Annotated in this window: 16 protein-coding genes; 12 read left to right on the forward strand and 4 right to left on the reverse strand. The window is 50.6% G+C overall.

All coding sequences use genetic code 11. The features are described 5' to 3' along the window. Positions 1 to 38 precede the first annotated feature (38 nt). The 3 genes from amaP to KNP92_RS01905 are packed head-to-tail and all read left to right on the forward strand — an operon-like array spanning position 39 to position 1,297. On the forward strand, positions 39 to 581 hold the full coding sequence (gene amaP, locus KNP92_RS01895; protein ID WP_214836151.1) for an alkaline shock response membrane anchor protein AmaP: 543 nt from the start codon (positions 39 to 41) through the stop codon (positions 579 to 581). Positions 582 to 593: 12 nt separating this feature from the next. Beyond that, complete coding sequence (locus tag KNP92_RS01900) at positions 594 to 800, forward strand: DUF2273 domain-containing protein (RefSeq protein ID WP_214836153.1); 207 nt, start codon at positions 594 to 596, stop codon at positions 798 to 800. 50 nt (positions 801 to 850) lie between these two features. Next, entirely contained in the window at positions 851 to 1,297 is a 447-nt protein-coding gene (locus KNP92_RS01905; protein WP_214836156.1) for an Asp23/Gls24 family envelope stress response protein, read from the forward strand. Between the two features lie 45 nt (positions 1,298 to 1,342). On the opposite strand, the gene KNP92_RS01910 is transcribed toward KNP92_RS01905, so the two are convergent. Further along, positions 1,343 to 2,221: a manganese catalase gene (locus KNP92_RS01910; protein ID WP_214836159.1), complete on the reverse strand. Its 879-nt coding sequence runs from the start codon at positions 2,219 to 2,221 to the stop codon at positions 1,343 to 1,345. A gap of 236 nt (positions 2,222 to 2,457) precedes the next feature. On the opposite strand from KNP92_RS01910, the gene KNP92_RS01915 reads away from it, so the two are divergent. From KNP92_RS01915 to KNP92_RS01935, 5 genes are all read left to right on the forward strand, one after another. After that, a complete protein-coding gene (locus tag KNP92_RS01915; protein ID WP_214836162.1) occupies positions 2,458 to 2,853 on the forward strand; it encodes a hypothetical protein in 396 nt (131 codons plus the stop codon). Positions 2,854 to 2,947: 94 nt separating this feature from the next. Continuing rightward, entirely contained in the window at positions 2,948 to 4,474 is a 1,527-nt protein-coding gene (locus tag KNP92_RS01920; RefSeq protein ID WP_214836165.1) for an FAD-dependent oxidoreductase, read from the forward strand. Between the two features lie 278 nt (positions 4,475 to 4,752). Beyond that, the gene (locus KNP92_RS01925) at positions 4,753 to 5,148 is read left to right on the forward strand and encodes a DUF2512 family protein (protein WP_214836168.1); all 396 of its coding nucleotides are present in this window, start codon (positions 4,753 to 4,755) and stop codon (positions 5,146 to 5,148) included. 16 nt (positions 5,149 to 5,164) lie between these two features. Continuing rightward, positions 5,165 to 5,365 carry a hypothetical protein gene (locus KNP92_RS01930; protein ID WP_034818052.1) on the forward strand — a complete coding sequence of 67 codons (201 nt, stop codon included), beginning with the start codon at positions 5,165 to 5,167 and terminating at the stop codon, positions 5,363 to 5,365. A gap of 15 nt (positions 5,366 to 5,380) precedes the next feature. Beyond that, a complete protein-coding gene (locus tag KNP92_RS01935) occupies positions 5,381 to 5,677 on the forward strand; it encodes a spore coat protein (protein WP_214836173.1) in 297 nt (98 codons plus the stop codon). Between the two features lie 87 nt (positions 5,678 to 5,764). On the opposite strand, the gene KNP92_RS01940 is transcribed toward KNP92_RS01935, so the two are convergent. Then, the gene (locus tag KNP92_RS01940; RefSeq protein WP_214836177.1) at positions 5,765 to 6,964 is read right to left on the reverse strand and encodes an MDR family MFS transporter; all 1,200 of its coding nucleotides are present in this window, start codon (positions 6,962 to 6,964) and stop codon (positions 5,765 to 5,767) included. 271 nt (positions 6,965 to 7,235) lie between these two features. On the opposite strand from KNP92_RS01940, the gene KNP92_RS01945 reads away from it, so the two are divergent. After that, positions 7,236 to 7,850, forward strand: a complete 615-nt coding sequence (locus tag KNP92_RS01945; protein ID WP_214836179.1) for a flavodoxin family protein — start codon at positions 7,236 to 7,238, stop codon at positions 7,848 to 7,850. 58 nt (positions 7,851 to 7,908) lie between these two features. On the opposite strand, the gene gnd is transcribed toward KNP92_RS01945, so the two are convergent. Further along, complete coding sequence (gene gnd / locus KNP92_RS01950; protein ID WP_214836195.1) at positions 7,909 to 8,790, reverse strand: phosphogluconate dehydrogenase (NAD(+)-dependent, decarboxylating); 882 nt, start codon at positions 8,788 to 8,790, stop codon at positions 7,909 to 7,911. 56 nt (positions 8,791 to 8,846) lie between these two features. Beyond that, the gene (locus KNP92_RS01955; RefSeq protein WP_214836198.1) at positions 8,847 to 9,059 is read right to left on the reverse strand and encodes a hypothetical protein; all 213 of its coding nucleotides are present in this window, start codon (positions 9,057 to 9,059) and stop codon (positions 8,847 to 8,849) included. A 273-nt stretch (positions 9,060 to 9,332) separates the two neighbouring features. On the opposite strand from KNP92_RS01955, the gene KNP92_RS01960 reads away from it, so the two are divergent. From KNP92_RS01960 to KNP92_RS01970, 3 genes are all read left to right on the forward strand, one after another. After that, complete coding sequence (locus KNP92_RS01960; protein WP_214836201.1) at positions 9,333 to 10,190, forward strand: YihY/virulence factor BrkB family protein; 858 nt, start codon at positions 9,333 to 9,335, stop codon at positions 10,188 to 10,190. A 104-nt stretch (positions 10,191 to 10,294) separates the two neighbouring features. Then, entirely contained in the window at positions 10,295 to 11,218 is a 924-nt protein-coding gene (locus tag KNP92_RS01965) for an LCP family glycopolymer transferase (RefSeq protein ID WP_214836204.1), read from the forward strand. A gap of 81 nt (positions 11,219 to 11,299) precedes the next feature. Continuing rightward, positions 11,300 to 12,490, forward strand: coding sequence for an alpha-amylase family glycosyl hydrolase (locus tag KNP92_RS01970; protein ID WP_214836208.1), 1,191 nt, complete (start codon positions 11,300 to 11,302; stop codon positions 12,488 to 12,490). Position 12,491: the final 1 nt, after the last annotated feature.

Below are 12,491 nucleotides of genomic sequence, written 5' to 3' on the forward strand. Positions count from 1 at the left end.
TCGCTCATGCATGATATGAAAAGAAGGGGATTAACGTTATGAATGGATTCAATCGAGCCCTCTTGGTCGTAACGGGCGTCATCGGATTATTCGCTGTAGCGATTTTATTGCTCGGCGTGTATGACGTCCCGCAAATTCAAACGTATACAGATCAATGGCAAAATCAAGACTGGTATATCTATACGATTCTCGCAATCGGGATATTCCTCGCTGTCATTTTCCTGCTCATGCTCATGACAGGTTTGGCCGCCAAATCAAAACCGAGACGGTACACGATTCAAACGAACGAAGGCCGGATCACCGTGTCGAAAGACACGATTGAAAAGACGGTTTACGAGTCACTCAAACAATTCCAAGGACTGCGCAAGCCGAACGTCAACGTCGATATCGATTCGAAACGTGACGAGGTGCGCGTCCATATCGATTGTGCCGTGTTCAATCGGGAGAAGCTACCGACACTCGGAAAAGAGATTCAATCGCACGTCAAAGAGCGAATCGAGTCCCTCATGGAAGTGCCTGTGGCCACCGTGTCACTGAATATTCACGATACGTTGCTCAAGACGTCCGAGCGGGTCGTATAAGGAGGCTCTGGAATGGATACAAAAACGATGCTCATGCCGTACCGGTTCCGGCTCATCGGAGCGGGTATCGGCTTACTCATTGCGGTGCTTTTCCTCACGATCGGTTTCGGTCCGACGCTGTTAATCGTGACGCTTACGCTCCTCGGTTTCTTAATTGGGAAATGGCGTGACGGGGCACTGCACATGGAAGAGTGGGTCGCGTTCTTCACCCGAAATTAACGAAGGACACCAATCGGTAAAACTTGAACAGAAAAAAGGAGATTTTTAAAATGGCAAACGAAAATGTGAATGTAAATGCTAACCGTACAGAAGAGACAGTCCGTCAAAACAAGTTGACGTTTGAGGAGCAAGTCATCAAGAAAATTGCTGGACTCGCGACGAATGAAGTTCAAGGCATCCTCTCGATGAGTGGTGGCTTCATGAGCGGCCTCACAGACCGTTTCCGCAGCACCGAGGATATCACGAAAGGAATCGATGCCGAGGTTGGCGAACGTCAAGTCGCACTCGACCTTCGTGTCATCGTCGAGTACAACAAGAATATCCCGAGCGTCTTCAATGAGGCGGTCACGAAAATCAAGAAGGCGATGAGCGAGATGACGGGTCTTGAAGTCGTCGAGGTGAACATGCACGTCGAAGACGTCATGACAAAAGCCGAGTTCGACGCGAAAAGTCGGGCGACGGAAAACGAGACGGAACAGAGTCGAGAACTCGCATAATTGCATAAAAAAAGCGTCCGCACAGATTAGTGCGGACGCTTTTCATCATTTAGGTTTAATTTGATCGGCTACTTTTTTCACGACTTTCTCGACACCGCTCGGTGCATCCAAGTCGTGGTGGAGGGTCTTGTCTGGAATATCCATGACCGGCTTTTGGCCTTGTGGAGCCGGGTCGCTCAAATAGACAAAGTCGCCGGCACCGTCTGGCGCGGCACCAGTCGCCCATTTCCCTTGGCTCGACTCGTTGCCTTCCGACAGATCCCAAAACTCGAGTCCATGCTTCTCAGCTTCTTTTTCATCTTTCGCTGGGAATGTCGCCGGCACGATGACGCCATTTTTCTGCTCGAGCTCATCGATTGCCGCCATCCATTGGTATTGGTGATAGCGGTCACGGGCGAGCATCTTGCGGAATACTTTCCGTACACCTTCGTCTTTCGTCATATGATAGAGCCGTGCGACCTGGAGACGTCCTTGCGTTTCGGCATGAAGGTTCGAGCGCATGTCGGCGAGTAAGTTTCCGCTCGCGACGATATACGACCCGTTCCACGGTACCCCGTTCGAGTTCGTCGGCAGTCCACCAAGACCACTGACAATCAAGTGTTGCGGATTCATGCCCCCAAGAATCGCTGCCGTCGCTGGGTCTTTTGCCGCCTCGGCTTGGTCGTCCGGTGACGCGCCGTCCAGCAGTTGCGAGATGAGCGCGCACAACATCTCGACGTGCCCGATTTCCTCGGTCCCGATGTCCATCAACATGTCTTTATACTTCTCTTCCCCACGACAGTTGAAGCCTTGGAACAAGTACTGCATCATGACGGTCATTTCCCCGAATTGACCGCCGAGCACTTCTTGAATTTGACGTGCCAGTTGCGGATCTGGACGATCGACATTCACTTCGAACTGTAGTTCTTTCTGATGGCGAAACATAGAATTCCTCCTTGTTTTTGAACAAATGGTGAATTACACGACAAGTAAGTAGTTCCACTATCAAAAAAATCAAAACCTTTTTTAAAGAATAAAATTTCCAGATACAGGTAGGGGTATGGTGGATGAAACAATCTGTTCGTATGTAAATTTCCGTCGAAACAGGGTTACTCCCCTCGAAATGGTGGAATTATAAGACGAGAGTCTAACGGGACCTATAGACGAGAGAGGAAAAAGCCATGCATAACTTAGAATTTTTAACACCCGACCACTTTGAGACGTTTAAGCGACTCGCAAGGCAGCTCAACGATCCCGGCAAAACGAGTCGGCAATACTTCGCAGCCCTTTATTTAATTGCCGGGAATCAACAAGTACAGGACATTCTGTTACCGTACATCGAGCTAGAGAAAGGAATCATCCGCACCGGGACGATTATTGATGACAATACGTTTGAGAAGGAGGCGCTCACCCTCGTCAAGCTCGTCATCCACCTTTACAACAACAGGGAGTGGGTACTTCCGACGGAGCTCATCTCACTGTCCGAGCCAGACTACACGCTCGCGATGCAGGCGATCACCCTCTGCCGAGACGAACAATTTGAGGACATTACGATTCCGAAACAAAAGGAGGCCTGAAGCGTGGCCTCCTTTTGTTTCTGATTGGAAGAGGACGGGTATTTCAACCATGCACTGTATGCAATAAAGGATCTCGCTAAAGGAGGGAACGTTTATGTTAAAAGATTTTCCATCATCGTATTGGCGTGACGTCGCCAAGGATGACCCGACTACATCGGTCCATGAAGACATCTCGACCGAAGTCGCCGTCGTCGGAGCCGGAATCGTCGGGGTCGTCGCTGCGCTCCAGCTCGCTGAACAAGGAAAGCAAGTCGCCTTAATCGAAGCGGCACGGTTCGGTACCGGTACGACCGGCTACACGACAGCAAAAGTGTCGGCTCAACACGGAGTCATTTACGCCGAACTCATTAAAACGCTCGGTGAGGAGAAGGCGCGGCTATACTATGACGCCAATATCGAGGCGCTCCAATTCCTCTCTGATCAAGTCGAGTCACTCGGTATCGATTGTGACCTCGAACGGCAACACGCCTATATGTATGCTGACTCGTCAGGAAGCGCGGCCAAACTGCTCGAGAAGGAAGATGACGCGTACGCGAAGCTCGGGATCAACGGGGGCGATGCGACCGACGAGGTGAACAGTCTTCTGCCCTATCCGGTGGAAAAGGCGACGGTCATGCGCGATCAGCTCCAGTTCCACCCGGTTAAATACTTACAAGGTCTCATGAAACGGTTTCTTGAGCTTGGGGGGACGTTCTATGAGATGACACGTGTGACAGGTGTCGAGTACGGGACACCGAACCGGTTGACGACTGAGGCAGGCCACACGGTCACGGCACAAGACGTCGTCGTCGCGACCCATTACCCGTTCAATGACTTCAAAGGGCTCTATTTCTCGAAGATGGAAATCGAACGGTCGTACGTCGTCTCGGCTGAAATTCCGAGCGCTCAGTTCCCGGAAGGCATGTTCATCAGCGTCGATTCACCGAGCCGCTCGCTCCGTCATGTGAAACTCGACAACGGGCAAAAGATGGCGCTCTTTGGTGGAGAGAATCATTTAAGTGGACATAAGAAAGAGACGTTCAAATGTTATGAGAACCTGGGGGATTTCGCCCATCGCCATTTCGGGCTCGAGTCGTTCACCCACCATTGGTCGGCCCAAGATTTGATTACGCTCGACAAAGTGCCGTATATCGGGCGGATGACGAATGATACGCCGCACGTCTTCGTGGCAACCGGTTTTTCGAAGTGGGGGATGAGTCAAGGCATTATCGCGGCTCGCGTCATTACGGATCTAATTATGCAACGGACGAATCGATACGAGGATTTGTACGACCCGTCCCGTTCGAAATGGAAACTGTCTGACGCGGCCCGGTTCGTGAAGACGAACGCGGACGTCGCGAAAGAATTGATTAAAGGAAAAGTGAAACCGGCTGAGAAATCACTCGATGAGCTCGGGTTCGACGAAGGGGCGATTGTCGACCACGACGGCGAACATGTCGCCGCTTACCGCGACGTCGACGGCAACGTGACGCTCGTCGGGTCGGCCTGTACGCACATGGGCTGTACCGTGAACTGGAACCAGGCGGAAAGGTCGTGGGACTGTCCGTGTCACGGTTCACGCTTCAAACCGAACGGTGAAGTCATCGAAGGTCCGGCCGTGAAAAACTTGCCAAGTAAATAAGGGAAGAACGAGGCGTAGCAGACGTCTCGTTTTTTTGTTACACGTTTGTAAATTAGTGTGAAAAATCAAAGCTTCAAAGTATTTAGCTAACGAAAGTGCACAAAGTGATAGGCTGAGTATCAATTGTAAATGGGTCGATCAAAAATTTAGAGCACTTAATACTTTACCTCAATAAGGCAAGAAAACATTTTTGTTTAAGTTCAGTGGACTCGGGAACATCTGACTGTACGATACAGAAACATAGCTAGAGAATGCAAAACAGAAAGGAGGGTACGAACATGGAAGTGAATCATGGAAAAACAGTGGGGATCAAAATGTCGGCGTTAATCGTCGTGTTCATTGTCGTTTTGACACTCGGGTTTACCATCCCGTGGTATCACGCGGCTTGGATTGCCATCGCGATTGGAACAATCGCTTATTTCATCGGGGACATGCTCATTTTACGCAAGTTTGGGAACATCCCGGCAACGATTGCGGACTTCGGTCTTGTCTTTTTACTCACGTGGTTCTTCTTGTGGCTTTTAGATTTCGATTTGGCCGCAGACTCAAACTTTGCGCTCATGGCGCTCGTGACGGCAATTGCGACAGCAGTAGTGGAGTACTTCTTCCATATCTGGTTGTTGAAGCATAAACGAGGAGAAGCGCATGCCGATGCGCGACCGTCTACTCGATGAATGAAGGAGGATCAAAATGGCAGAGAAAAAACTAGCAATTCACGAGATTTTGGAGATTCATGAGGTATTGACGATGAAGCAAGCGGCGCTCGTAAAGGGGTACGTTAGCGAACCGCTCATCAAAGATGACCAGCTAAAATCCATCGCGCAAAACCACCTCTCCCACACGGAGAAAGCCATTAAAGAACTGAAAGAATTACTACCAGATCGTCAATGAGAAGGAGGTTGTTCTATGGGGATCACAGAGAATTTGAAGCGCGCCAGTAAACAACGAGACGAGCTGATCGCGACAGACTTACTCGTCACGGCAAAATCGGTCGTACGGGCCTATGCCGTCGCGGTCACAGAGACGGCCACGCCTGAAGTACGAAAAGTACTCGTCAAACAGTTGAATCAAGCGATTGAAGACCATGCAGAAATCGCCGAGTATATGATTAAACATGACATGTATATGGCGTACGATATCGAGAAGCAACTGAAGCACGATAAAGAAAAGGTCGAGAAAGCCGAACAATTGATTAAAGACTGAGGGAGGGCCAGCTGAAAAGCTGGTCTTTTTTTGTTTCAGGAGAAACAGACGCGGAAGATCGGATTAGTGGAAGACGGATGACTGCGGTCATTCGCCTTCTTTTGTAAGCCGAGTAAACATGTTTGCATAAAGTCCCATCCCGATGAGCGCGGACAGCAAGATGAGGGTGAAGACGACGAACGGAGAGACGAATCCCGAAGCGACCACCGTCACGGGAGCGAGAAACTTGCCAACCGTGTTTTGGAGCGTATCGGCGGCGAGATATTGGCCACGCGATGACGCCGGTGCGTATCGACTAATAAAACTTTGGCTGACCGGAGAGCGAATGAGCTCCCCGAACGTGAAGATGGTCGTCACGAGAAACAAAGACCAGAGGTTTGACGAGAAAGCAACGAGAAACGTTCCGAAGCCGGCGAGAAACGTTGACAATATAAAGACGCGCCGTTCGTCCCATGCCCGAAACACACGTGTGACCGGAATGATAAAGACGACGAACAAGAGACCGTTATAAGCGACGAGCCAACCGAACAAGATCGTGTTCGAGACGTCGGACATGGCCGGAGCTTGTTCAATCAAGTAGACCGGTAAGTATACGTCGAGCTGCATAATCGGGATGAGAGCGAACACACCGGCAATCAAATAGAGCCGAAACAATCGATCGCGTAGAATCAACCGATATGACTGTACTTGCGTGCGAAATGTCGTCTTCATCGTCTTCCCGGTCGAGGCTGGTTTTGTCTCATGGGAAAGGAACGCGAGTAGCGCACCATACCCGAACAGGACGAAGGCGCAACCGAAGAGGAGCGCTTGACGATGTTCGAAGAAAAGGAACCCGCCGAGAATGGGACCGAGTACGGCGCCGATATTGTTCGACGCCATAAACGTCGCGAACACATCACGTAACTGTTCCGTCGGCACGAGGTCAGCGACCATGGCCGAGCTGGCCGGTTTATAAATGGCGCCCATAAAGCCAATCCCGATATACGTAACGTAATCGACGTAAGCGTGCGTCGACAAGGCGAAGACAAGGAATAAGACCGCTTGTGCGAACGTCCCGACGAGCATCACAGGACGGCGTCCGACCTCGTCCGCAAGCGTTCCGCCGATCAAACTGCCGACTAAGAGGAACAAGGGCGGCACCGCCATGAGCAGCCCGGCCAGCTCGACGCCAAGGGTTTGAGCGAAATAAACAGTGATGAACGGGAAGTACATCCAAAACAATAAATTGAACAGACCTTCGCCGATTAAACGAACTTTCAGATTGAGGTCCCATCGATACGATTCCATTCGCGTTCTCCTTTCAAGAGTCTGCCTTAACTGTACGAATTCGGCTTGAGAAAGAATAGACTTATGTTGTCGGATTTGCTACGCTAAGAATAGAAAAAGCGAATAAATAGGCGCTTGTTTGCGCTGTCCCATAAAACGAACATATGTTTGTTAAAAGGTATTCGAACGACTCGTCATCATGGAGATGGCGGGTCGTTTTTAGCGTGCTCCGACGGTTATCCTTTCTTCAGACCGGGAACACCTAACTGTTGATTACTTAAGGAGGGATTCGATGAAGGCGTTATTTTTAAACTGTTCATTAAAAGGCGGCGACACGACATCGCACACAGAAGGGTTGATGAAAGACATCATCCCGCATTTTGATACGCTCGGGGTCGAGTCGGAAATCGTCCGCATCGTCGACTACAACGTCGCGTTCGGTGTGACCGAGGATGAAGGGGGCGGGGACGAGTGGCCACAGATCTTCGAGAAAGTGAAGGCAGCGGACATTCTCATCATTGGGACACCGCTTTGGCTCGGGGAGAAGAGTAGCGTCGCGACCCAAGTTATCGAGCGCTTGTACGGAGGGAGTAGCCTGACGAACGACTTAGGGCAGGCCATCTACTACAACAAGGTCGGTGGTGTCGTCGTGACGGGGAACGAGGACGGGGCGAAGCACGCCTGCGCGTCCATCCTATACGGCTTGTCACATATCGGTTTCACCGTGCCGCCAAACGTCGACACGTACTGGGTCGGGGAGGCCGGTCCGGGCGACTCGTATATCGACGCCGGGCGGGACAATGAGTTCACGAAGTCGAACGGGAAGACGATGGCGTATAACTTGGTTCACTTCGCCAAGATGTTGAAGCAGACGCCAATCCCGGCCGAAGGCAATACGATGGAGTAAAAAGAGGCACCGAAAAACATCCTTCCTCGAAATCGAGGAAGGATGTTTCGCGTCCATCTTATTTCTTCTCGACCGCATGCCCGCCGAACTCATTTCTAAGCGCGGCGACGACCTTGCCGGAGAACGTGTCCTCTTCGAGCGAGCGTTGGCGCATCATGAGAGAGAGGGCGATGACGGGAGCCGGCACACCGTACTCGAGCGCCGTCTCGACCGTCCATTTCCCTTCACCCGACGAGTGCATGACGCCTTTAATCTCGTCGAGCTTCGCGTCTTTATGGAACGCGCTCTCGGTCAGCTCCATGAGCCATGAACGAACGACCGACCCGTGGTTCCAGACGCGGGCGACTTGTTCGTGGTCGTAGTCGAACGGGCTCTTCTCGAGAATCTCGAACCCTTCGGCGATCGCCTGCATCATGCCGTACTCGATGCCGTTGTGGACCATCTTCAGGAAGTGCCCGCTGCCACTCGGGCCAGCGTACAAGTAGCCGCTGTCCGTCGACACGTCGGAGAAGATCGTCTCGATCTTGCCGAACGCTTCCATGTCACCGCCAATCATCGTGCACGCCCCGTGCCGTGCCCCTTCCATGCCACCGCTCGTCCCGACGTCGAAGAAGTAGATGAGTTTTTCTTTGAAATGCTCGGCACGTGCGATCGACTGCTTATAGTTCGAGTTCCCGCCATCGATCACGATGTCGCCTGGCGATAACAGCTGATGCAAATCCGCTAATACGTGATCCGTCACTTCGCCAGCCGGTACCATCACCCAGACGACGCGCGGTGTCTTTAGTCCTTCGACGACTTCCTCGAGCGAATCCTTCGTCTCGAACTGGCTCGTCGACACGTTGCCTGGATCGTAGCCGAGGACGCGGTAGCCCGCATCCGTCAAGTTGAGCGCGAGGTTCAATCCCATCTTTCCTAAACCGATCATTCCGATTTCCATATCGTCACCCCTTCAAGAATCTATTCTTTAATAGGGTTACCCGAAATGAAGTGGGTTCAAAAGAGTGGGGTCACTTCGTCGATGCGATAGGCGAGAATCGTACTGATCGGAATCTTCCACCCGTCGCTCAGTTCGACAAAGTCGTTCAACGGACTAGCTGTTTGTAACGTCTCTTTAAACGTGCGTTCAACATCAAAGATTGTACCGCCATAAGCATAAAATGTGACCGTCTGTCCTTCTCTCAAATAACATGTGACGACGTAGCGCATGGAGAACTCCTTTTTAATATGTCATTTACATTACAATTTCATTACACTAAAGTTAATTATGACAATAAATAATAATTCTGTCTCATTTTTTCAAAAGATGAAGTCAATAGTTTGTTCGGAGGTGTGACGATGACGAACAACGGCCTGTCGGATGTGGTCTCTCTTTGCGGGAAACGGGTTACTTAAACAAATTGTTGGACCTATAATCCATGACACCTGATTACTCGAACGTCTTTTTTGTGGGATAATAGAAAGAAAAAAGGAGGGCCTTCGTTGGTTGACCGCTTGATTTTGCTCGCGATCGATGTGCGCCATCGGTTCCGTGACCATCACATAAATGACTATAGCGCCACACTCGCCTTCTTTTGGTTTCTCGCCATCTTTCCGACCTTCTTCCTCATCTTTGCGTTCGCTGCATTTTTTAAAATTGAAGACTCTCTCTTAATCGAGCAAATCGAAATACTCGTCCCGGGAGAAACTGTCCGTGATTTGTTCGGAATTGTTTATGATGTGAGTGGAAACATCAATGTCGGCCTCGTCTCCTTTGGTGCGCTGATTGTCATCTGGTCGGCAACGAATGGGACGGCCCGACTCGTCAAACTGACCGTCTTCGCATATGGGGAGACGGAAGCACGCGGCTACTTGCATCGCCGGTTCATCGGATTGATCACGCTTGCCGCCTGGAGTGTCGGGGCCGTCATCCTCGTCGTATTTCATGTCTTTAGTCAAGAGTTCCTCGAGTTGTTATATCGTGCCGCACCGGCAGTCGAAGAGTTCTCTCGTCTTGCGACGCTCACCCGCTATACGATTTCGACAATCATTTTAATTATCGCGTTCTCTGCCTTCTATATGATTGCACCGCAACAGCGGGTACGATTTTATGACGCCTTGCCGGGAGCCGTATTTGCTGTTATTTTGTGGCAACTCATCTCGACCGGATATAGCGTCTATGTCGATCGGTTCACGATGTTCGGGGAGACGTATGGGACGATTGGTCTCGTCATCTTGCTTCAAATTTGGTTATATTTAACGGCTGTGACGATGCTGTTAGGTGCGGAAATTAATGCGGCCTGGACATATCATTTTTCGAAGCAACGAGGGAGAGTAAAGCGGAAAACACATTTCCCATAAAAACACACAAAGATATCCTTAGTATTTTTTGGTAAAGTACTATAACATAACACGAGGAAAGGGAACTCCTTTTGTAAAGAATATTGGAAAGAAGGTGGCTTTCGATGGCGAGACATCGTAAAAAGCGGGGCGGACGTCGCATCTTTTTCATCACACTTGGCATCCTCGTGCTCTTTTTAGTCGTAGGCGGAGCGATGACGTGGTCGATGTATCGGGATGTGAATGATACCGTCTCGAAAGTGAATCAAAACCTCGACGTACGAGAAGAGCGAAGAAACGTGGAAACAATCGAAGACGAAAAGTCCGTTTCGATTCTTCTGCTAGGCATCGACCGCGGTGAAGGCCAACGTGGTCGAAGTGACTCCATCATCGTCATGACGTTAAACCCGACGACAGACGAAGGGGCGATATTATCGATTCCACGCGATACGAAAACGGAAATCGTCGGATACGGTACACGAGATAAGGTCAACCATGCTTATGCGTTCGGCGGAACAGACATGGCGATGGATACGGTCGAAGCCTTGCTCGACATCCCGATTGATTACGTGGTCGAGGCAGACATGGAAGCCTTCACGGAAGTTGTCGACACGCTCGGCGGCGTGACCGTGACGAACACGTTTGCGTTCGAACAAGATAATCATACGTTCCCGGTCGGTGAGCTTGAATTGAACGGGGCGGAGGCACTCGCCTATGCACGTATGCGTTACGAAGACCCGAACGGGGACTTCGGTCGTCAAGAACGACAACGGGCCATCGTCGCGGCCATCGTCGAAAAAGGACGGAGCAGCTTCTCGGTCGATACCGTAACACGTCTTCTCGAGGTAGCGGGTGACCATGCGAAAACGAACCTAGAATTTAACGAACTTGTTTCCTTATCAACTGACTATATGAAAGCGTTCCGGAACGCGAGCACGTTACGAATTGAAGGGACCGGTGGAAAGGAAAGTAACGGCATCTATTACTGGAATCCGGACCCGGCCTCTTTAGCGGGAGTCCAAGATGAATTAAAACGATTGATGGAATGAGTCGCCCTTTAGGCGGCTCTTTTTGCGTTTAGAAGTGTATAAATGGTGGGACTGATAAGAAGAGAAGACAGGAGGGATTGGATGATTTGGGAACATGTAAAACCGATTGTCGATGAGCTCGTCGATAATCACTCCGTAGCGGAGTGGAAACAATTATTCATGAAATGGGATGCTCAGACGTGGCATGACGGTGAAGTACCGACAGAGCGGACAAACGTCCTCATGATCGATGCGAACGCCGTCACGACAGACGGGACACCCGACCTTGATGCACTTCATGAGTTGTTAAAAGACCATGTGCAAGCATCAATCAGCGATTTGTATCTCGTCTCGCTATTCCCATATGCTAAGGAGACGAGCGACACACGTGTCAATCCACGAATTCGTTTGCTCGAGGACCTCGGCCGATTTCACCAAGAGTTTGGACTCATGTATGATGTGGAGCCGGACGTCTATAACGAGACACAGTTCGATCTTCTAAAAGAGACGGATTTGTTTATCGAACGGCTCGCTCAAGGCGCAACGGCGCTTCGTGTCCATGTCCAGTCCTTCCGCGGGATGCCGGAAGAACGGATTCGACTTGTTCTGACCTTATGGCATCGCGTGCTTCATCATTATAAGGCGAACGGACAATTGATCCTTGCCTATGAAGGGGATACAAAACAAGTACCCGCTTATTTCGATGTCGCCGATGCGATTTGTCACTTCGATTTCGCCTCGCACGTCCTTCTCGCATTCGCCCAAGGCGATGCGACACGGTTACGCGATTGGACCGGCTATGATGCACCGCCTGAAGGGAAGACATATTATAACTTTTTATCTAGCCCAGAGCGTGACCCGTTCGAGAAAAACTTAATTAATCCGTTACCGGAACAAATTCTTGCAGCCCACAGTATCCTGTTGTCGTTACGCGGTATCCCGGCGATTGATTATCGAACGCTTCTTGGTGTGACGACACCTGTCGATCGAGATGCGCTCATCCAAGAGGTGAAAACGGACCCGCAACGGTTAAATGTCTTTTCTGGCATCCTGAGTCAATTAAACGTTAAACGGACGCACCCGGCGCTCTCGCCTTATGCGCGCGAACGAATCGTTTCAGTCGACAACCGGGTGTTTGCCGTCGAGCGAACGGACGGGCAAGAGACACTCACGCTCTACACGAACGTCTCGAATGAATCCGTGACGCTCTCTGTTCAGGGTACGAATGTATTCACGGAAGAGCCGGTCGAGACGATTGAATTAGAACCATATGGCTTTATATGGGTTCACTAAC

It is taken from the genome of Exiguobacterium sp. s122 (assembly GCF_018618475.1).
Taxonomy (GTDB): Bacteria; Bacillota; Bacilli; order Exiguobacteriales; family Exiguobacteriaceae; genus Exiguobacterium; species Exiguobacterium himgiriensis.